Source organism: Leminorella grimontii ATCC 33999 = DSM 5078 (assembly GCF_000439085.1).
Lineage (GTDB): Bacteria > Pseudomonadota > Gammaproteobacteria > Enterobacterales > Enterobacteriaceae > Leminorella > Leminorella grimontii.
Genome location: NZ_AUUA01000004.1, coordinates 203,460 through 224,500, shown reverse-complemented (window position 1 = coordinate 224,500; position 21,041 = coordinate 203,460). Strand labels below are relative to the sequence as shown.

Annotated in this window: 14 protein-coding genes; 10 read left to right on the top strand and 4 right to left on the bottom strand. The window is 54.1% G+C overall.

Annotated elements, in window-relative coordinates:
• Positions 1–12 precede the first annotated feature (12 nt).
• Together clpS and G544_RS0110130 are read right to left on the bottom strand one after the other, a co-directional pair.
• Complete coding sequence (clpS, locus tag G544_RS0110135) at positions 13–339, bottom strand: ATP-dependent Clp protease adapter ClpS (protein WP_027274490.1); 327 nt, start codon at positions 337–339, stop codon at positions 13–15.
• A 312-nt stretch (positions 340–651) separates the two neighbouring features.
• Complete coding sequence (locus tag G544_RS0110130; RefSeq protein ID WP_027274489.1) at positions 652–2,319, bottom strand: ATP-dependent nuclease; 1,668 nt, start codon at positions 2,317–2,319, stop codon at positions 652–654.
• A gap of 218 nt (positions 2,320–2,537) precedes the next feature.
• On the opposite strand from G544_RS0110130, the gene G544_RS0110125 reads away from it, so the two are divergent.
• The 3 genes from G544_RS0110125 (at position 2,538) to hcr (ending at position 6,292) form a co-directional block, all read left to right on the top strand.
• Positions 2,538–3,440: a LysO family transporter gene (locus G544_RS0110125; protein WP_027274488.1), complete on the top strand. Its 903-nt coding sequence runs from the start codon at positions 2,538–2,540 to the stop codon at positions 3,438–3,440.
• Positions 3,441–3,571: 131 nt separating this feature from the next.
• Positions 3,572–5,221, top strand: a complete 1,650-nt coding sequence (gene hcp, locus G544_RS0110120; protein ID WP_027274487.1) for a hydroxylamine reductase — start codon at positions 3,572–3,574, stop codon at positions 5,219–5,221.
• Positions 5,222–5,284: 63 nt separating this feature from the next.
• Entirely contained in the window at positions 5,285–6,292 is a 1,008-nt protein-coding gene (hcr, locus tag G544_RS0110115; RefSeq protein ID WP_027274486.1) for an NADH oxidoreductase, read from the top strand.
• 45 nt (positions 6,293–6,337) lie between these two features.
• On the opposite strand, the gene G544_RS0110110 is transcribed toward hcr, so the two are convergent.
• Positions 6,338–7,072: a class I SAM-dependent methyltransferase gene (locus tag G544_RS0110110; protein WP_027274485.1), complete on the bottom strand. Its 735-nt coding sequence runs from the start codon at positions 7,070–7,072 to the stop codon at positions 6,338–6,340.
• Positions 7,073–7,237: 165 nt separating this feature from the next.
• Here G544_RS0110110 and G544_RS0110105 point away from each other — a divergent pair, with 165 nt between their 5' ends.
• Positions 7,238–8,683 carry a DUF2867 domain-containing protein gene (locus G544_RS0110105; RefSeq protein WP_027274484.1) on the top strand — a complete coding sequence of 482 codons (1,446 nt, stop codon included), beginning with the start codon at positions 7,238–7,240 and terminating at the stop codon, positions 8,681–8,683.
• On the opposite strand, the gene G544_RS0110100 is transcribed toward G544_RS0110105, so the two are convergent.
• Positions 8,668–9,501, bottom strand: coding sequence for an N-acetylmuramoyl-L-alanine amidase (locus G544_RS0110100; protein WP_027274483.1), 834 nt, complete (start codon positions 9,499–9,501; stop codon positions 8,668–8,670). The genes G544_RS0110105 and G544_RS0110100 overlap by 16 nt on opposite strands.
• Before the next feature lie 314 nt (positions 9,502–9,815).
• Here G544_RS0110100 and G544_RS0110090 point away from each other — a divergent pair, with 314 nt between their 5' ends.
• From G544_RS0110090 to G544_RS20335, 6 genes are all read left to right on the top strand, one after another.
• Positions 9,816–10,460, top strand: coding sequence for a ubiquinone biosynthesis protein UbiH (locus G544_RS0110090; protein ID WP_027274482.1), 645 nt, complete (start codon positions 9,816–9,818; stop codon positions 10,458–10,460).
• A gap of 179 nt (positions 10,461–10,639) precedes the next feature.
• Entirely contained in the window at positions 10,640–12,817 is a 2,178-nt protein-coding gene (locus G544_RS20340; protein WP_051155680.1) for a flotillin family protein, read from the top strand.
• A gap of 162 nt (positions 12,818–12,979) precedes the next feature.
• Entirely contained in the window at positions 12,980–17,917 is a 4,938-nt protein-coding gene (locus G544_RS0110080) for a DNA repair ATPase (protein WP_027274481.1), read from the top strand.
• Between the two features lie 6 nt (positions 17,918–17,923).
• Positions 17,924–18,484 carry a rhomboid family intramembrane serine protease gene (locus G544_RS0110075; RefSeq protein WP_027274480.1) on the top strand — a complete coding sequence of 187 codons (561 nt, stop codon included), beginning with the start codon at positions 17,924–17,926 and terminating at the stop codon, positions 18,482–18,484.
• Positions 18,485–18,765: 281 nt separating this feature from the next.
• A complete protein-coding gene (locus G544_RS0110070; protein WP_027274479.1) occupies positions 18,766–19,449 on the top strand; it encodes a phospholipase D-like domain-containing protein in 684 nt (227 codons plus the stop codon).
• 188 nt (positions 19,450–19,637) lie between these two features.
• A complete protein-coding gene (locus G544_RS20335) occupies positions 19,638–21,008 on the top strand; it encodes a COG3014 family protein (protein WP_051155679.1) in 1,371 nt (456 codons plus the stop codon).
• Positions 21,009–21,041 lie beyond the last annotated feature (33 nt).

Sequence of the window (21,041 nt, the reverse complement as noted above, 5' to 3'; positions counted from 1 at the left end):
TCAATCGCCTTTTCAGGCCTTTTCTAACGTACACAGCAACGGATGCTCATTCTCTCGCGCGTAGCGATTAACTTGCGTAACTTTGGTCTCGGCAATTTCCGCAGTAAATACCCCGCATATTGCTTTTCCCTGATAGTGAACGGCCAACATCAGCCGCGTTGCCTTTTCAAGATCGAAGGAAAAAAACCTCTGTAAAACCTCCACCACAAAATCCATCGGCGTATAGTCATCATTATTCAGTATAACCTGATACATCGGCGGCGGTTGCTGTTTAAGCGCGGCTTCTTCCTCTGACGCTACGCTCTCTTCCAAGCTTAGCCAATCGTATAAATTATTCATGCGTTACGTGCCGTTCTCTCATGACGCTTACTCTTCTTTACTCATTTTACCGATCTACTCTACGCTTGGCGTCTGTTTCAGAACGGTGCAATGTGGGGGATATTCTCTACCACTATCATTGGGCTCTTTTCTTCTTTTTTCAACACTCGCGTAGGGTTTTCTGCCTCAATGGTATCTCAATAATCAGCCATTTTTGTGTGCGTTAAAGAGAACAATTTATTGTAACTATTTCACCTATCGGCTAAACCGTTGGAAAGAAAAGGCGCATATTCTTATGCGCCCGGGGAAGAGAAACCGCTTGCTGCTAAAGCGTCAGGCGCTTGCCCTTCCTCTCGCCAGCCAGAGAATGCGAGAGAACATCCTTTTTAACAATGGCGGTATGCTCTCCGTCCCCAGCGCGCCCGCACGTTCTGCGACTTCAATGGCTAAATCCGGCTTCGAGCTGTGCTGAATTGCCTTACTAATGATTTTACGCATCGGCATATGGACGTTCATCGGTATTCCCGACGCGGTGTGGTACACCTCGCTAAACCCGGCCTTGTACATAAAGTTTTCCATATCCAATGCGGGGAGCTGGGTCAGCCGCTCGCGATCGCTGTCGCCGGAGCCGTTGACAAAAGAGCGCACCGTTTCGGCATATTTCTTTCCCGCATCGTCGCCGTCGACCAAAACGTGCCACTCGATGCCCATGCGGCTGGCGTACTTAAGCAGCGGCTTCAGCCCGCTTTGGGCAAACTCGATAACCTTGATGCCCTCGCTCTCGAAATGGTAGCCGCACTGGCGCGCCAGCTCGGTTAGCAGCCATACCTCCGTTTCTCCTTCCACCAGTAACCAGCTTCTGGCGAACAGCGACGAGGCGCGATTGAGCCGAATATGAAACGAAATCCGCCGACGTTCCTGAACGTTAAGCTCGCCGGCGTCAATTTTAAACGCCGCCGTACGGTTTGACTGGCGCACCAGCCGACTTACGCTCTCTAAAGGAACCAAAGACAGCAGGTCTCCGGAATTAGTGGTGGTAATTTTCTGCAAAGGTAGGTTGTCCAACAGCCCCCATGCCGCCGACAGCATAATCGGGTGCAGGCGGCTCTCCGGGTCTTCAATCAGCAGCAGAGGAATGGCCTTTTCGTCCAGATATTCCGGCCCGCGCGCGTTAATCAGCGCGGAAAACACGCCCAGAAGAATTAGCCGCATGTGGCGGCTTTCCGGTTCTGACAGCAGCTGGTTTAAGTAAGTCAGCGACTGCCACAGTAGGGTATCGCGGCGATAGCGCTCGTTACGATACGTCGCGGTTTCTCCGCCCTCTTTGGCAAACTGTGCGGAAAAGTAGTGTTTTAACAGCGCGTGGATGGCCTGAAGCCCGAGCTTTAGCTCCTTGTCGCTAATCTTGTGGGGGTTGCACTCCAGCTCTGTCGCCAGCCGGCTGAGCTGCCGGGTCAGCGTATCGTTCTCGCCTTCGCTAAACAACGTGCCGTTCTTCAGGCGCAGCCCGAATCGCGCATCCCGCAGCCGCAGTACGGGATGCAGGCGCGTTATCTCTCTTGCGATATCGTCGACGTTGTCCAGCTCCAGCGTTTGACCGTGGCTATCAAGAAACGAGCGGGTCGTCACCACGCTCTCGTCTTCCTGAACGTCGGCCTCGAGGCGATAAAAAATGCGGGACAGCGCGTCCCCGTTTTTTACCCATAGAGGGCGAATGCGCTGAAACTTGGGCTGTTCGGGCGTATCCACTTCACGGGCGCAAAACGTTAGGACAATGTGCAGGTGGTCAAGCCGGGATGAAATATCGCCTAAGGGATAGTGAAAGTCCTGTAGCCTAAACTGATAGAGTCCGTTGCCGGGCGAAAACAGCAGCGTCAGCGCGTCCAGCAGGCTGGACTTACCCCAGGCGTTCTCACCGATTAAAACCACGTTGTCGTTCAACAACAGCGATAGCCTGTTAATACCTCGAAAACCGACGATTTCAACGCGCTCTAAAAACATGCTTTGTTTTCTCCCAGGTCGGTCGTTTAGGCTATTTTCTTAACTTTAATTGGCTGACTGATAACATAATTATATTCCAGTCGACTTCAAATGCGACGGATCGCCGTAAAAAACGAGAGGTAAAACCGCTTATGCGCTCTTTTTTCCTGCCTCGCCTTTACTCTGCGACCGCTTTTGGTTAGCGTTATCCTATTGTTCACTAACGCCGTTGGAAGGCTATGTATTCCGGATTGGCCATCGTTTTACTCCCACTCATCGCAGGCTACCTCATTCCTTTAAAGAGCGTCGATGCGCTGCGCACGATCCACCGAACGCTGGGGGCGATGGTCTACATCATACTGTTTTTTATGGGGATTAGCCTGGCCTTTCTCGACAATCTTGCCGCTAACCTGCAAACCATTCTGCTTTACAGCGTGACGTTTTTTATCGCTATTTTCGGCACCAACCTGATAGCGCTGCTCCTTCTGGATAAACGCTGGCCTTGGCGTTTGCCCCGTCTGAAAAAAGAGGCCGGCTCCCGGCTGCACATGATTTTGGAGTCGCTGCAGCTTTGCGGCGTCGTTGCGGGTGGGTTTCTGATAGGCCTGACCCATTACCCTTGGCTAAAGCATGCCTCTACCGCCAGCGAAGTCGCGCTGGTTATTCTGCTGCTTCTGATAGGCATTCAGCTTAGAAACAGCGGGATGACGATTAAAGAAATCACGCTTAACAAGCGCGGTGCGGCGATTGCGCTGACGGTCGCCCTCAGCGCCGCCGTCGGCGGCTCGCTTGCGGCGCTACTTCTTGGGCTGCCGATTAACGTCGGCATCGCCATGTCCTCCGGATACGGTTGGTATTCCCTTTCCGGCATTTTACTTACCGACGCCTTCGGCCCCGTCCTCGGTAGCGCCGCCTTTTTTAACGATTTGGCGCGCGAGCTGGCCGCGATCCTGGTTATTCCTTCACTTATCCAACGCCGCCAGTCTGCGGCGCTCGGCGTTTGCGGCGCTACGTCGATGGACTTCACTCTGCCGGTTCTACAGCGCAGCGGCGGTGTAGAAATCGTCCCCGCAGCCATCGTTCACGGCTTTATTCTAAGCCTCCTCGCCCCGGTCTTTATGGCGCTATTCTCGGCGGCCTAAAGGCCTTTCTGCAGAAAATATTGATTTCGATCAAGCGACCTTGAAGTTGCACTAAAAAGTCCTGTTTAAACGCGCCGCTCTCCCTTACCATTAAACATGAATATAAAATACAACTTATAGGATAATTCATTATGTATTGCGTACAATGTGAACAAACTATCCGTACTCCTGCCGGCAACGGCTGCTCCTATGCTCAAGGCATGTGCGGCAAAACGGCCGAAGTTTCAGACCTGCAGGACCTGCTGGTTGCCGTACTGGAAGGACTTTCAGCATGGGCGGCTAAAGCGCGCGATCTGGGCATTGTCGATCATCAGATTGACGCCTTCGTACCTAAAGCCTTTTTCTCCACCCTCACCAACGTTAACTTCGACAGCGACCGCATCATCGCCTACGCCAGAGACGCTATCGAAATGAGAGCCTCTCTGGCCGAACGCTGCCAGGCTCAAAACGCCGCAGTCACTCTTGACCATCCGATGGCGAAACTTACCCTCGCCGATACGCTTCCTCAGCTGCTCGAGCAGGCGACAGAATTTGCGCTGAACAAGGACAAAACGGAAATCGGCGACGACATTCACGGCCTGAGAATGCTTTGCCTCTACGGGCTAAAAGGCGCCGCCGCCTATATGGAGCACGCACTGGTGCTAGGCCAATACGATGAAGGCGTATACGCCGAGTTTCATCAGCTGATGTCCTGGCTGGGAACGCAGCCAAGCGAGATGGGCGACCTGCTGGAAAAATCCATGCAGATTGGCCACATGAACTTTCGCATCATGGCCATGCTCGATCGCGGTGAAACCAGCGCTTACGGCGATCCGACGCCGGTATCCGTTAACGTGAAGCCCGTCGCCGGTAAAGCGATTCTGATTTCCGGCCATGACCTGAAAGACCTGCACATGCTGCTGCAACAAACGGAAGGCACCGGCGTCAACGTATATACCCATGGCGAAATGCTGCCGGCCCACGGCTATCCGGAGCTGCGCAAGTTCAAGCATCTGGTCGGCAACTACGGCAGCGGCTGGCAGAATCAACAAACCGAATTCGCCAAGTTCCCTGGCCCCATCGTCATGACATCAAACTGCATTATCGATCCTAACGTCGGTAACTACGGCGATCGCATCTGGACGCGCAGCATCGTCGGCTGGCCGGGCGTCAAGCATCTCAAAGGCGACGACTTCAGCCAGATTATCGAACAGGCTCAGTCTCTCGCGGGCTTCCCTTACAGCGAACTTGAGCATAATATCACCGTCGGATTCGGCCGCCAGACGCTGTTAAACGCGGCTGACACGGTTATCGATTTAGTCTCGCAGAAAAAGCTTCGTCATGTCTTTCTGGTCGGCGGTTGCGACGGCAGCCGCACGGAGCGCAGCTACTATACCGACTTCGCCCGCAGCGTGCCTCAGGACTGCCTGATCATGACGCTGGCCTGCGGTAAGTATCGCTTCAACAAGCTGGACTTCGGCACGCTGGAAGGCCTGCCGCGCCTTCTGGACGTCGGCCAGTGCAACGACGCCTACTCCGCCATCATGCTGGCGGTCAGGCTGTCAGAGAAACTGGGCTGTACGGTTAACGATCTGCCTTTGACGCTGGTGCTGTCCTGGTTTGAACAAAAGGCTATCGTCATTCTGCTGACGCTGCTGGCGCTGGGCGTAAAGGATATTTATGTCGGCCCTACCGCGCCTGCCTTCCTGACGGATAACCTGATGAACGTACTGAAGGACAACTTCGGCTTGCGCTCGATAACCACCGTAGAACAGGATATGGAAGAGATCCTCGCGGCATAATATCTCTTTCCGGCTTTGCGGGAGCGAACGCCCTTCGCTCCCGCATCTTTCAAGGTGATAACGATGACATTTCCGACTTCCCTTTGCCCCAACGCTATGCAGGTTCACGGCGTTCATCAGGAAACCGACGACGTCTGGACGCTCGAGCTTATCGCTCAGGACTTTTACCCCTACTCTCCCGGCCAGTATGCGCTGGTCAGCATTCGCAACAGCGATGCAGTGCTTCGCGCCTATACCCTCTCTTCATCGCCGGGCCTCAGCCGCTTTATCACGCTCACCGTCCGTCGTATTGAAGACGGCGAGGGTTCAAACTGGCTGACACAGGACGTTAAGCCCGGAGACACCCTCTGGCTGTCGGACGCGCAGGGTGAGTTTACCTGCGCCGATAAGGGCGATGCCCCCTTTCTTATGCTGGCGGGAGGCTGCGGCGTAACGCCCATTATGTCCATGACGCGCTGGCTGTTAGCCAACAGGCCAAACTCTGACGTGACCGTGATTTATCACGTGCATACGCCCAACGACGTTATTTTTGCCAAAGAGTGGCGTACGCTTTGCGAAAATCATCCACAAAGGCTCCGGTTTCGCTTGGCAACCAGCGCATCTGTCTCAGAAGGCTTTCTTCAAGGCAGGCTTAGTGAAGAGCAGGTCCGCCAACACGTTTCCGATCTGACAAAGTGCATCGTGATGACCTGCGGCCCCGAAGGCTACATGGACGAAGCGCAGGCGCTGTGTGAACGTCTGGGCATTACGCCAGAGCGTTTCTATCAGGAAAGGTTTCACTCTTCGGCGGAAAATGCGGACGGCAACGGCGATGAAATAAAAATGCGCGTTCGCCGCCTGGCGCAGGACTTTTCCGTGCCGGTGGGCGCTACGCTGCTGTACGCACTGGAACAAAACAGACTGCCCGTGATTGCTGCCTGCCGCTCCGGCATCTGCGGCTCGTGCAAAACTCAAATTTTGCAGGGCGACTACACCACCAGCAGCCAGTCAACACTGACCGACGATGAAATCAGCATGGGTTACGTTCTGGCCTGTAGCTGCCGACTGACGGGCAGCGTAGAAATCGCCTGACGCACGTGTAAATACGGTCGCCACCTCTCGGCGACCAACGCGCCATTAGGGCTTAACCGCCGCCGCCAGCAGCATCATCGGGCGGCGAAGCTCGTCGGCCATCTCCGGCACCGTCTCCAATAAATGCGGCGCAGGCTGAGGTTCTACTAGCGAAGTTAACCTGAATCCGCTTTTCAGCAGCCCGTTAATGTAGGTCGTCAGCGTCTTATGGTGCTTGGGCACCTCTTCACCTAAAAAGACCGCTTTGCGCCACCCTTGCGTAAAATAGCGATCGACCGGCCAATGCAGGCGGTTTCCCTGCTTATCGTAGAACCAATCCTGCGTACCGTAGGCGGTAAACGCCGGGTGTTCGACGGAAAAGACGAACGTACCGCCTGGCGCTAGCCCTTCATACACCCGCTGGCAGACGCTTTCAAAGTCTTCGACGTAGTGCAGCGCCAGAGAGCTGATAACCACGTCCACGCTGTGTGCCGTCAGGTTAACGTCCTCTATCGCTATTTGCCGATACTCCACGTTCGAAAAGCCAGTCTTTTCTCGGGCGACGGACAGCATGTTGGCGGAAATATCCGTACCCAGCACCGATGCCGCACCGCGCTCGGCGGCGTAAATACAGTGCCAGCCAAAACCGCAGCCTAAATCCAGCACCCTTTTTCCAGCGAAGTCAGGCAGCATTTTTTCCAGCTCGTGCCACTCACCCGCCGCGGCCAACCCCTGAACCGAACGGGGAAAACGGCGGTATTTTTCAAAAAAGCGCTCGCTGTCGTAAATATTTTCTTTCATTGCTCATTCTCATGCGGCAGGCACAGTCGCCGTAATTTAACAGAAAAGATACAGAAAAATAACTTTTTAACTTTCACTATGATAGAGTCTATTTTATCGAGCCGCATCTCCACGACTACGACTATACTCGAACTATTTAGAATCTATAGGTTAAGGTCACACCCTATGACGCCACTACGCGTACTGGTTTTAGGAGCCAGCGGCTATATTGGCCAAAACCTCCTTCCCTATCTCGTTGCCGATGGCCATCGGGTCGTTGCCGCCGGTCGGCGAATCGGCTGGCTGGAAGAACAGAATTTTCCTAACGTGTCCTGCCAGTACGTTGACCTTTTGCAGCCGGAAACCATCGCGCCGGTGCTAAACAACGTCGACGTCCTTTACTATCTGGTACACGGCATGGCGGATAACAGCGATTTTCTCTACAGCGAGCGCCTGGCTGCACAAAACTTGCAGCAGGCGCTGCGTTTCTCTAGCGTTAAGCAAATCGTCTTTTTAAGCGCGCTTCAGCCCAAAGAGCGTAGCCATTCTCTGCACCTGACGGCGAGAAAAATTACCGGTGAAGTTCTGCGCGCCAGCGGTATTCCTGTTACTGAGCTGCGCGCAGGGATCGTCATCGGCGCAGGTTCAGCGGCGTTTGAAGTCATGAGGGACATGGTCTACAGCCTGCCGGTGCTGACTCCGCCACGCTGGGTGCGCTCCAAGTCCTCTCCTATCGCACTGGAAAACCTGCTGATTTACCTGTCAAAAATTCTGGCGCATCCCTCTGAGGAGCATCGAATTTTCGACCTCGGCGGCCCGGAATATATTAGCTATCAAAACATGTTTGAGCGCTTCATTCGCCTTGCGGGGAAAAAGCGCTGGATAATCCCTATTCCGCTGCCTACACAGCTGATTTCCATCTACTGGCTGAATATGATAACCACCGTGCCGACCTCTACGGCAAAAGCGCTGATTGAGGGGCTAAAGCACGATTTACCGGCCGACGATACGCAAATACGCAGGCTTATCCCGCAGACCCTCATCGACTATGACGAAGCGGTGCGCAGGACGATGCAAAAAGAGCAACAGGCGGTTAACTCCACCGACTGGGGCTATTCCCCCGAAGCCAAAGCCCGCTGGCGGCCCGGATACGCCTTTTATCCCAAACAGGCGGGCTATAGCGTGAAAACCCGCGCCAGCGCCGAAAGCCTGTGGTGGGTCTGCCAGCAAATCGGCGGAGAGCGCGGCTATTTCTACGCTAACGTACTGTGGAAAATCCGCGCGGTTTTAGACGATTTGGTCGGCGGAGAAAAGCGCTATGGCCGTCCCGACCGGGAAGAGCTTCAGATAGACGATCGCATCGACGCCTGGCAGGTAATTACTATCAAACCGCAAAAACAGCTGGCCATGCTGTTTCGCATGAAGGCGCCGGGGCTGGGGAGACTCACTCTGACCATTACGGATACGACTCAGTATCGCCAAATTGACGTGCGGGCGTGGTGGCATCCGGCCGGTTTCAACGGGCTTCTTTACTGGTTCGCCATGATGCCGGCCCATCTGTTCATCTTTAAGGGCATGGCGAAGCGCATCGCGGAGCTGGCGTTAGAGCGCGACGGTCAAAAGCCGTCGTGATACTTCATCAGCAGCGCATCCAGAATGGCCATCGTTTCGGCATCCGGCACGCCGTCGTAGTTTGACGGACGAAAGTGCATCTGGAACGCTTTGACTACGCTGCGCGTTTGCGCATCCATGCGGTCGCTGACGTCTATTTCGTAGCCGTAACGCTTCAGGTTGGTTTGCAGCTCTTCAAGGTTGACCGCTTCCCGTTCGCGCCGTACGCTCAGGCGTCTGGCTACATCGTCCGCATTCGGCCAAGCGCCAATGCCCGCTTGAGCAAGCCGCTCCCAAGGGAACAGCGGCCCCGGATCGACTTTACGCTGCGGCGACACGTCGCTGTGGCCGAGCACGTTTTCCGGCCTTATGTTATAGCGCGCAATGATGTCCTTCGACATCGCAATGAGCAGCTCAATCTGGCTTTCGCTGTAGGGCTGCCAGCGCTCTACGTTCGGTTCATCCCTAAAGCCCCAGTTAACGATTTCAATGCCAATCGACGTATCGTTCAGCCTGTACTGACCGCGCCAAAAGCTTGCCCCTGCGTGCCAGGCCTTTTGCGATTCGGGCACCAGTTGAAAGACGGTCGGCTTTCCTCCTATCGTCTGAGGCTCACTGTCGATAAGGTAATGGCTGCTGACCCGCTCGCCGGTCAGCTCCCGCAAAGAAACGGGAAAGTTTTCCGCCGTATAGTGGAAAATCAGCGATTGAATGCGCGGTTCACAGCCTATCGCTGAGTAACTTTCGTCAACCCAATAGTCTCCCCTGTCCTTAAGCGGGGTGCAGCCCGACGCGATTGCCAGCAAAAATAAAAAGAGAACGGCGTAAGGTCCACGCATGGCAGGTCAACGCTCCTAAGCTGATAAATATGAATGAGCTAAGCTCAGCGTCCGATAAACGGTCACGACGTTATAACGTTAAGCCGCCACTATACTCGATCGCCACGCCGCTGATAAACGTGTTTTACTCGCTGATTTTCTTTCTGATTTTTTCTTTCAGCGCATAACTGGTTAAAAATAATACGAACATCGAACTTAGGGTCTCAAAAAACGAAAAAAGCGGGGATTTGCACTACAAAAGCGAGGCAAAAACTGTTCTACTTAAAGACAGTTTTGGACACTCACCTTGATACACTATTTTAGAAAGGATTCTGATGGCCGTATTCTTGCAAAACTGTCTAACCTTCCCGGCAATCATCTTCAGCGGCCTGCTGGTTCTGACGCTACTTTATTGGATAAGCGCCTCTTTTGGCCTTATGGACGCCGATATTCTCAACGTTGACACGCCCGATGTCGACATCGATGGCGCAGACCTCAGCGGCTTGGCCGGCTGGCTGGCGAAGTTCGGCCTGGCGGGCATTCCCATCACCATCATCCTCTCATTTTTCAGCTTTATCGGCTGGTTTATGAGCTACTTTAGCGTTCACTGGTTCTTACGATTTATTGACACCGACCTGATTCGTTATCCGCTCGGCGTCGTCGTACTTGTTGTTGTCTCGTTTGTAGCCTTGCTGATAACCGCCTTCATCCTGAAACCGTTTCGCCCGATCCTCGCTAAAACCAACGTAGAAAAAAGCGTAAAAAACCTGATCGGCAAAGTGGCTAAAGTGCGCTCAGACAGCGTCACGGAGCGCCGTGGCGAAGCCCTGATGGAAGACGGCGGCGCTGGCCTTATCTTACAAATCAGAGCGGCGGAAGACGCAGGCCTCAAGCGCGGAGACCTCGTCGTCATTATCAGCTACAGCGCCGCAACCCACAGCTATGACGTGGTCAGCGAAGAAGAATTTAATCGACTATAGCCTCGCGCACTACCCGTTGCATGTTGTGGGAATGCCGCGGCTCGTTCAAGCGCGGCCCTTCTCCCTTACGGCGCTCGGGGCGAATTCGAATAATGGCTATCGACTAAAAGCCGGTAGCGGTTTTAAACCTTAAGCTTATGGGCCCAGCCCCCTTTGTATAACACGGAGACACTCATCTTATGGCTATGGAAAACCTCATGCCGTTTCTCGTCGGCATCGGCGGGTTCATCGTCTTTATTTTAGGCGTATTTGGACTTTTTAAGGCGTTCTACATCAAGGTGCCTCAGGGGACGGCGCTTATCGTCAACGACATGACCGCTCAGCCCAAGGTGCACTTTACCGGCGCGCTGGTTTATCCCGTTATCTACAAAAAAGAGTTCATGCGCATTTCGCTGCTGACGCTTGAAGTAGACCGCCGCGGCAAAGACGGCCTTATCTGTAAAGACAACCTGCGCGCCGACATCACCGTTGCCTTCTACCTGCGCGTAAATGAAACAACGGAAGACGTGCTGAAGGTCGCCAAGTCTATCGGCGTAGACCGCGCCTCCGATCACCAGGCGGTCAGCGAGCTGTTTAACGCCAAGTTCTCCGAAGCGCTGAAAACCGTCGGTAAGCAGTTCGAGCTGTCCAAGCTGTTTGAAGACCGCCAGAACTTCCGCAACCGCATCGTTGACGTTATCGGTGAAGATCTTAACGGCTACGCGCTGGAAGACGTCGCCATCGACTATTTGGAACAAACGCCGAAAAGCTCCCTCGATCCGAACAACATCTTCGATGCCGAAGGTATCCGTAAGATCACCGAAATCACGGCTATCCACAACATCGAGACCAACCAGAAAGAACGCGATCAGGAATTGGCCATCCAGAAGAAAAACGTGGAAACCCGCGAAGCCAGCCTGGCGCTGGAGCGTCAGCAGGCCGACGCCGAAGCCCGCCAGCAGCGCGAAATCGAGAGCATCCGCGCACGTGAAGCGGCTGAAACGCTGCGCGTGAAGGAAGAAGAGCGCCTGAAGGCCGAACAGGCCCGCATCCAAACCCAGCAGGAAATTGAAATTCGCGAAGAAAATCGCCTGCGTGAAGTGGAAGTCGCACAGCAAAACCGCACCCGCGCGGTCACCATTGAAATGGAAAAGGTCACCCGCGCGAAAGAGCTGGAAGTGGTCTCTCGCCAGCGTGAAGTCGAGCTGCAGCGCATCGAAAAAGAGAAGGCGCTGGAAGAAGAGCGTAAGAACATCGCTAACGTGATCCGCGAGCGCGTCGCGGTGGAAAAAACCGTCGCTCAGGAAGAAGAGCGCATCAAAGAAGTTCGCCTGATCTCCGACGCCGACCGTCAGAAGCAGGTCACCGTGATCCAGGCGCAGGCCGCAGCCGAGCAGGAGCTGGTGCGCCAGGTCAAGCAGGCGGAAGCCGATGAAAACAGCGCGAAGTTTAGGGCGTTGGAAATAAGCACCATGGCTCAGGCCGAATTGGAAGCCGCCGCCAAGCAGGCGGAAGCCAAGAAGCGTATGGCCGAAGGTATCGAGGCCGAGCAGGCCGCAACCGGGCTAGCGGAAGCTCGCGTGCGCCAAGCGCAGGCCGAGGCGGAAGAGAAAGAGGGTCTGGTACAGGCTAACATCACCGCCGAAAAACTGCTGGCTGAAGCCCGCGGCACTCAGGAAAAAGGTCTGGCTCAGGCTCGCGTGATGGAAGCGCAGGCCGAAGCCGCTCAGAAGCAAGGGCTGGCGGACGCGAAGGTGCTGGAAGAGAAGCTGAGCGCTCAAGCGCGCGGCGACGAACAGCAGGCCACCGCTAACGAGAAGCTGGGTCTGGCGGAAGCCAAGATCCTGGAAGAAAAACTGAGCGCACAGGCTCGCGGTGAGGGCCAACTGGGCTCCGCGCAGGCCGAAGTGATTCGCCAGCGCCTGAAGGCCGAGGCGGACGGTCTGACCGACAAGTTCACCGCTATGGGCAACCTCAACGATACGGCACGTAGCCACGAAGAGTTCCGCATGCGTCTTGAGAAGCACTTTGAGCAGGCCATGGCCGAAATTGCCGCCAACAAAGAGATTGCTCGCGAGCAGGCGGAGGTTCTGGCGTCGGCCCTCAGCAAGACCAATATCGACATTGTGGGCGGTGACGGCAGCTTCTTTAACACCTTCTCTAAAGCGCTAAGCGTAGGCAAAGCCATTAACGGCGTGGTGGAAAAGAGCCCGCTGGTGCAAAACGTGGTCGACAAGCTGTTAAGCGGCAAGGACGGCCAAAAGCTGGACCTCGACGCCCTGCTGCAAAACCCTGAAGTTCAGGCGCTGATAAAGCAGTTTGGCGCCACTAAAGCGCTGCCCGGCGCGTCAGGCAACCACGGCGTGAGCGAAGAGTAACGTCCTCTGCGCCCGGCTTTTACTCTGGTAAAGGTCGGGCGTTTTTAGCCCACGTTGGCTGAGATAAGCATACGGCGCCGTGTTCTTATCTCAGTCAGTCTTATGAAGCGCGTAAGCCCGCTGGCTGCGCGCGTAGAATCGTTAAAGGGAATGCTACACGCTATGTCAGACAGTCAAACAAACCAGCGCGAACAGGAATTATTGGATAACGCCGTTGCCGAAGGCGGCGCCTACGATATCTTACGCAAGCGGCTGTCTGAACAGGGTCAACAGCTGCATGAGAAAGCCGCCGTGCTCAATGCCCGGCGTCTGGAAGAGTTTGGCAAAAGCCAAATGGACGCCATCGGCCGCATTCGTATTCGTACCGAAAACAACTGCGTCGCCCGCGATATTGTTCGCGTCGGCGACTGGCTGCTGTTTGGCTATAACGTCTTTATCGGGCTAAAAAGAGAAACCCGCATCGAAGACGTGTTCTCTCTCTATCGGTTAAAAGAGGAAAACGGCGAGTACGACGTCGAGTCCGTCCCCTTGGCCGGTACGTTCTTAAACGTTCAAAGCTTCGTGCAGGACTTCAACGAGCTTTATACCTACTACAAGAACACGCAGCTGCTACAGCTGGTCGAGCGCGACGGCAAACTTTTGGCCAGCTTTCAAATAGGCGAGCGCATCTCCGACATCCGCGTGTTCCGCTGGTCTATCTCAAGCGATAAGACGGAAATCCGCTATATCGATAACCGCGGCGAGCGCGACATCGCCCTTCCCCCTGCCTACGACTTTGAATGGCACAAAACCACGCGAGAAAATGCCGTTAACGGCCGACATCCACACATGAACATCCTTGATACGGTGTTTGTGGAAACCATCGGCGGCGATCTGACCATCAAGTGTGAAAACAACACCGAGGACGGGCTGGGGATCTATCGCGAAGCGGTGCTGGATAAAACCCAATCTCTGGACGACGCCCAAATCGAGTATGCGCAAACCGGCAGCCTGATCCTTATCAAAGTGCTGCCCTACCGTGAAGAGAGCTGGCGCTATTTGGTCTATAACACACTGACGCAAACGGTCCAGCGCATCGACGCCATCGGACAGGCCTGTATCCAGCTGCCGGAAGACCACGGCATCATTTTCCCCGGTGGCTACTACCTGCAAAACGGCGAGTACAAAACCTTCGACCAGCCGATGGACGGCATGCGCTTTCGCCGCGTGAGGCGTTCGCCAAACGGCGAAGACGTCATGTACATATTTTATGAGCCCAACCGAGGCCGACTGGCGCTGTTCAACTACAACATGATCGAACGCAGGCTGCAAAATCCGCTGTTCGGTCACGGCTACGCGATGCTGGAAGACGGCAAAATGGTGCTGTTTGAAGGTCAGTCCGACGAGCCAACGCGCATTCATCCCATGCAGATTTGGCAAACGCCCTTCTACTCGGAAGAATTCGCGGCGCGCCAGCCGGCCAAGAACAGCTTCTTTGGCCGCATCGGCAACGCCGAGCTGGTGCGAGGGATTTCCGACCTTTACCACATCGCCAGAGAGATCGAACAGCAGCAGATCTCCTCTCAGCTTTATGAAAAGCTAAGTCAGGACGCCCGTCGCCTGATTGACATCTACTACTGGCTTAACGATGAGCACAGCCTGTTTGCCGCCATCCTGCTTAAAGAAATCGCCCAAACCGGCGAGCTGGTGCTGGACGAATACGAAAAAGTAGAAAGCATTCGCCGCCAGTCCGTACGCGCGATGAACGAAGCGACGACGCGCCAAAAGCAGCTGCTGTCCGCCATGCTGCCGGACAGCTGGACCGACGCGCAGCAGTTCGTTGATGCGCTAAACGCCCTGAGCGTCCAGCGCGGCCACCTTATCACCCTGCGCGACTACCGCTATATCGATTTGGCACGCTTAGACGAGATGGAAAAACAGCTGGCGGAAAGCCAGCAGCGTATCTCGCTGGCGACGGCGTCGTTTCTTGCCGGCGATGCGGCGCTTGTCCCTTTCAATCAGCGCCTGCAAAATCTGGAAAAGCAAACCCAGGAGGCCGTCAACAGCGCCCAACTGGCCGAGCCAATGGCCGAAATGGACACCATGTCGGCAGACTTGGACATGCTCTCCAACCTGATGGCGTCGCTTCGGTTTGAAGACACTACGCAGCAAACGCGCATCATTGAGTCCATTTCAGAGATTTACGCCCGGCTTAATCAGGCCAGAGCCCGGCTACAGCAGCGCCGTAAAGAGCAAACCTCAACCGAGTCCGTCGCTCAGTTCGGCGCCCAGTTCAAGCTGTTCAGCCAGGGGATCGCCAACGCGCTCTCGCTGGCAACCGACCCAGAGCGCTGCGATGAACAGCTTTCAAGGCTGCTGGTTCAGCTTGAAGAGCTGGAAAGCCAATTTAGCGAACACGATGAGTTTCTAAACGACATTCTCGGCAAGCGCGAAGAGCTGCTGGAAACGTTTGAAACCCACAAGCAGGCGCTGCTTGACGAGCGCCAACGCAAGGCGCAAAACCTTCAGGTCGCCGCCGAACGCCTGCTGGACAGCATTCGCAGACGAACCGCCAAGTTTAACGCGCAGGACGAGCTCAATGCGTTCTTTGCCTCCGATCCTCTTTCGCTGAAAACGAGGGAAATCGTTGAGCGACTAAGGGATCTGAAAGACAGCGTCAAAGCGGACGACATCGACGCCAAGTTCAAAGCCGCCCGCGATCAGGCTATCCGCAGCCTGAGGGACAAGTCGGAAATCTTTGAAAACGACGGCAGCGTTATCAAACTAGGCCCTCGCCATCGTTTCAGCGTCAACACGCAGGAGCTGGATCTCACGATTTTGCCCCACGGCGATCGCCTGTTCCTACACCTGACTGGTACCGACTATCAGGAACCGCTGAATACGCCTGAACTCGACGAGCTGAAAGATTACTGGCCAATTTCGATAGAGTCTGAGTCCGACAGCGTTTATCGCGCTGAGTATCTGGCCTATTCGATGATTTACGCGGCAAGCAAAGAGCAGGACGGGCTAACGCTGGAGTCGCTGACCAGCCTGCTTAATCAGCCGGAAGCGCTGGAAAAAGCCGTACGAGACTTCGCCGCGCCGCGCTACCGCGAAGGGTATGAAAAAGGCATTCACGACCATGACGCCGTCGCGATTTTACAAAAGCTGATTCCGGTCGGGCAAAGCGCGGATTTGCTGCGCTTTAACCCGTTGGCGCGCGGCCTGGCGGTGCTGTTCTGGCAGCACGTACAAAAGCAGGAGCTGCCGTCGCTGTGGCCGGAGCGCGCACGCACCAGCCTTAATATTTTACAGCTGTTCCGGCACGACTCAGGCTTGCTCGATCTGCAGGCGGAAATAGAGGCCGAGTTAAGCCTGTTCCTTGAGCAAAATCCGATAAGCTGCCAGCCTTACCAACAGCACCAGGCTGCCGAATATCTCAGCCTAGCGCTGGGACGCTCGCCCCTTGAGTTTACGTTTAGCAAATATGCTAAAACGCTGCTGGAAGGGCTACAGGCCAGGCTGACGCAGGCCCACATGTGGCGCGACTTTATTCAGTCCCAGCAGAACTTGGGCCATCGCTACGCCCAGCGCTGGTCGCTGATAGAAAACTGGCTCAAGGGGCTATGCTCTCTGCCGGAATACGCTTCGCTGTGCGACTACGTTGCCGAAGCGGTTGTTCTCACGCTGTTGGACAAATCGGCCACTGCCCGCTTTAGCGAAGCCGATTTGCACTTCACGGTAAGCGATCTGATGGGCGAACATCCGCTTATCGTCGACAGGTCTCTGCACTTGAGGTTAGACGACTACTTCGTACGCATGCGCAAACAGCGTAAGGTCTTCATTCCCGGCTATCAGCGCTATCAGTCGCTGCGTCAGGAGGCGCTAAATGAGCAAAGAAACGCCCTGCGCCTGCACGAATTTAAGGCCAAGCCGCTAAGTTCCTTCGTTCGCAACAAGCTGATTAACGACGTGTATCTACCTATCATCGGCGATAACCTGGCTAAGCAAATCGGCACCATCGGTGAAAACAAGCGGACAGACCTGATGGGCCTCCTGCTGATGATATCTCCGCCCGGCTACGGCAAAACGACGCTGATGGAGTACGTCGCTAACCGCCTGGGCCTGATCTTTATGAAGATCAACGGTCCTGCTCTGGGGCACGACGTGCTTTCTCTCGACCCCGAGCAGGCGCCGAACGCCACCGCCCGCCAGGAATTGGAAAAGCTCAACCTGGCGCTGGAAATGGGCAACAACGTGATGCTGTACGTGGACGACATTCAGCATACGCATCCCGAGTTCCTGCAGAAGTTTATTTCGCTGTGTGACGGAACGCGGCGCATCGAGGGCGTTTGGAAAGGAAAGACCAAAACCTACGACATGCGCGGCAAAAAGTTCTGCGTCGTCATGGCCGGCAACCCGTATACGGAATCCGGCGAGGTATTCAAAATTCCCGACATGTTGGCCAACCGGGCGGACATCTACAATCTGGGCGAAGTGCTTGGCGGAATGGAAGAGGCCTTTGCCTTAAGCTATATAGAAAACAGCCTGACGTCCAATCCTGTGCTGGCGCCGCTGGCGCTGCGGGATATGAACGATCTCTATCTGTTTGTCGATAAGGCCATGGGCAAGCCGTTCTCCGCAACGTCGCTAAGCTATCAGTATAGCGAAGCGGAAATTAGCGAGATCGTCGCCATTCTGGAACGCATGATTTCACTGCGCGACGTGGTGCTGAAGGTCAACCAGCAGTACATCGCCAGCGCCGCGCAGTCGGATAAGTACCGAACCGAACCGCCCTTTAAGCTTCAGGGCAGCTACCGCAACATGAACAAGCTGGCCGAGAAGATCTCGGCGGTGATGAACGCCGCAGAAATTCGCCAGATCCTTGACGATCACTATCTGGGAGAAGCGCAGCTGCTGACTCAAGGCGCAGAAGAGAACCTGCTTAAGCTGGCGGAAATTCGAGACACCATGTCGCCGGAAGAGACCCTGCGCTGGCAGCAAATTAAGCGCGACTTTATGAAAAACAAGGCGCTGGGCGGCGATAACGCAGACGTCGGCGATCGCGTTGTTGTTCAGCTGGCATCGCTGGTTGAAAGCGTCCAGGCATTGAGGAACTAGCATAGGGTGAAGACCTGGCTTAAGCATCGCGTTTATACGTTGGCCGCTCTAGCGGCCCTGCTTATTCTCATTCAGTGCGCCAATACGCTTTTTGGCGGCCGGCTTGCGACGCTGGGGATCCTGCCCCGCAGCTTGGACGGACTATGGGGGATCCCGCTGGCTCCGTTTATTCACGGCGATTGGAGGCATCTCTTTAGCAACCTTCCGATACTGCTTTTCCTCAGCGCGCTGTTAATGACGCATTCAATACGGGACTATCTGTTCTCCAGTCTGACTATTATTTTTATCGGCGGATTGCTGGTCTGGCTATTCGCCCGTCCGGCCTATCATATTGGAGCCAGCGGATGGATTTTCGGCCTGTGGGCGCTGCTTTTAGCTCAGGCAATCACTCGCAGAAGGCTGTTGGATCTGCTTTTTGCACTGCTAGTACTCGTTTATTACGGCAGCATTGCGGCTGGCCTGCTGCCCAGCGATCCCTATATTTCAACCGAAAGCCACATCGCCGGCGCGGCGGCTGGCGTTCTTTATGCCGTATTCACCAAGAGAAGGGATAGGTTAAAAAAATAAAACACTCGTTAACGAATTGATATCAGAGAATTAAAGGCAGAAGCTGCGCGAAAAAATTAACGTCAAAGAAGGACTTCATTTCGCATATTTCCCTCTTAGCGATATTCGCTTTCGTTATAAGTAATTTTTCAGTTAATCCCCTTTCTTTTGGTAACCGATTCCCGCAAACTAGGACGGCATATTGACTAAAAGGTAAAAAATCACTGATATGCAGGGTAATAAAGTAATAAAAATTATGTAAAGCATTTCAATTTTTCTTTTTATGGATGAGAAAAAGGACAATGGAAAATAAAGAGCTGGAACGCTACCTCGAAGACTCGCTGGCCGATCTTTCGTTAAGCCAGGGGGAGCGTATCCAGTTAAGGGAAATCAGCCAGTCGCTCACGGCGGAGCAGTATGGATTCATGCGCAATCGCGCTTTCGATCTGGTACGTGACCATCTCGATACCGCTCCGACCGATCTTCAGCCAGTGCTGAAGTGGCTGGAAACGGTTGTTAAAACGCTGGACCTCTCCGGCCAGCAAAAACAGGTTAACAGCACTGCCTTTTTTTCTCCCGGCAACGCCTGTCGCGATAAAATCTGCGCCCTCCTCTCCCATACAAAGCAAAGCGCTGACATCTGCGTATTCACTATCGCCGATGATGATATCACCGACGCTATTATGCGTGCCCATCAGCGAAATATTAAAATCAGAATTATTACTGATGACGATAAGTCGGAAGACCGCGGCAGCGATATCGACTATCTGATGCGTAAGGGCATTTCTATCGTCATGGACGATACGCCCTATCATATGCACCATAAGTTCGCGATTTTTGACGGCCGCTATTTGCTTAACGGCAGCTTTAATTGGACGAAGAGCGCATCTCAACATAACTATGAAAACGTGCTCGTAACGGACAATCCCGATCTTTTAAATCTCTACCAACAGCAGTTTATTCAGCTGTGGCGGAGGTTTAATTGATGGAAATGGCATTAAGGAAAACTGAGAAGGCAATAAGCCAAAAAGAAAGTACGTCTCTCGGTTCGGCAACCCAGCGCAGATTTATTTTAAGTCGGCAGGGAAGCCCTTTTAGCCATTTATCAAACGATACGGCTTTAATACGACGAAAAAAATACGACAACATAATAACTACCAATAATAGAAACCTTATGAAAAATCAGATCTCACGTATATCGCTTTGCTGTGGCATCGCCCTAACTCTAGCCTCCTGCGCTAATCCCCCCTCACGTAAAAACCTTGACTACTCCCTGTCTCAGGGTCAGATTGAAATGGCGGAAAAAATTGCGCTGGATGAAGGCGTATCCGGCAGCGGCGAAGCGACAAACCTGCTGTGGTCTTTGGAAGCGGGCGCCCTGCTTCGCATGACCAACCAGTTGGACCGTTCAACCAAAGTTTTTGACGGCGCAGAGCTTCTGATTAAAGAGGATGAGACCAAAAACATCGCGGCGTCCGGCTTCAGCCAGGCTGCGTCTATGGTTGTCAACGACAACGTCATGGACTACTCTCCGCGCGTTTATGACCGAGTGATGGTGAATACCTATAAGGCGCTGAACTTTTGGCAACAGGCCGATTTTAACAACGCCCGCGTAGAGTGGAACCGGGTTGACGACCGCCAGCGCAGGGCCGCGGAACATTTTTCAAAAGAGATCAATGAGCAGAAAAGCGCCATAAAAAGCAATAACCTGGGCGATACGTATAAAAAATCAATGGAAACGCTGGAAGGATCAGGGATCGATGTTGACAAGTGGAAGCCCTATGATGGCTATATCAACCCCGCCTCTCTCTATCTGCACGGCCTTTATTTCTTGATTAATAACGAAAGCGCAGGCGATTTGGCCAAAGCCAAGGAAAGCCTTAAGCGCGCCTATGCGCTAACGCGCAACCGTCAGATTCGCTCAGACCTCAGTCTGGCGAACAGCAAAGGCCGCAGCGTTCCGCCCGGCGTCTGGGTGATTTTTGAAAACGGCGCGGCGGCTCAGAAAGTCGAACGGCGCATTGATTTACCGTTGATTTTATTAACCAAACGCGTAGCCTACGCGGGTATTGCACTACCGACGCTGGAATCAGGCAGCCCGGCGTATCCTTATCTTTCAGTCAATGGAGGGACTAAAACGGAATCCTTCGCCCAAATGGATAAAATCATTCAGGGTGAATTTAAAACGGAATTTACCGGAATCCTTATTAAAGAGCTCACTCGCGCCGTTCTGAAGACGGCAGCGCAGGCGACGATGATGAACTCGGATAATAAAACGGTCAGGATCCTCGGCGCTATCACAGGGATTGCCCAGGCAGTCACCACTCAGGCCGATATCCGCAGCTGGCATACGCTTCCCTACGATTTTCAGGTTGCCTATGTCAAATGGCCCAGCAGTCAAAAGATTCAGATTGCTCCTTCAGGAGGTTCAGCTATCACCGTCGATCTGCCGGCAACGCCACAGCCCGTGGTCGTTTATGTGCGCAGTATAAATTCGCTGATGCAGCCTAAAGTGGACGTATTAACCAGTAAGAATGCGATGTAGAATTTCCCTTGAGGGATCGATATCGTAATAACC

Excerpts from the sequence above, each read along its gene's own strand:
- hcp (WP_027274487.1), top strand. The coding sequence starts at position 3,572 with ATGTATTGCGTACAATGTGAACAAACTATCCGTACTCCTGCCGGCAAC.
- G544_RS0110130 (WP_027274489.1), bottom strand. The coding sequence starts at position 2,319 with ATGTTTTTAGAGCGCGTTGAAATCGTCGGTTTTCGAGGTATTAACAGG.
- G544_RS0110105 (WP_027274484.1), top strand. The coding sequence starts at position 7,238 with ATGACGCCACTACGCGTACTGGTTTTAGGAGCCAGCGGCTATATTGGC.
- clpS (WP_027274490.1), bottom strand. The coding sequence starts at position 339 with ATGAATAATTTATACGATTGGCTAAGCTTGGAAGAGAGCGTAGCGTCA.
- G544_RS0110125 (WP_027274488.1), top strand. The coding sequence starts at position 2,538 with ATGTATTCCGGATTGGCCATCGTTTTACTCCCACTCATCGCAGGCTAC.
- G544_RS0110090 (WP_027274482.1), top strand. The coding sequence starts at position 9,816 with ATGGCCGTATTCTTGCAAAACTGTCTAACCTTCCCGGCAATCATCTTC.
- hcr (WP_027274486.1), top strand. The coding sequence starts at position 5,285 with ATGACATTTCCGACTTCCCTTTGCCCCAACGCTATGCAGGTTCACGGC.
- G544_RS0110080 (WP_027274481.1), top strand. The coding sequence starts at position 12,980 with ATGTCAGACAGTCAAACAAACCAGCGCGAACAGGAATTATTGGATAAC.
- G544_RS0110100 (WP_027274483.1), bottom strand. The coding sequence starts at position 9,501 with ATGCGTGGACCTTACGCCGTTCTCTTTTTATTTTTGCTGGCAATCGCG.
- G544_RS20340 (WP_051155680.1), top strand. The coding sequence starts at position 10,640 with ATGGCTATGGAAAACCTCATGCCGTTTCTCGTCGGCATCGGCGGGTTC.
- G544_RS0110070 (WP_027274479.1), top strand. The coding sequence starts at position 18,766 with ATGGAAAATAAAGAGCTGGAACGCTACCTCGAAGACTCGCTGGCCGAT.
- G544_RS0110110 (WP_027274485.1), bottom strand. The coding sequence starts at position 7,072 with ATGAAAGAAAATATTTACGACAGCGAGCGCTTTTTTGAAAAATACCGC.
- G544_RS20335 (WP_051155679.1), top strand. The coding sequence starts at position 19,638 with ATGAAAAATCAGATCTCACGTATATCGCTTTGCTGTGGCATCGCCCTA.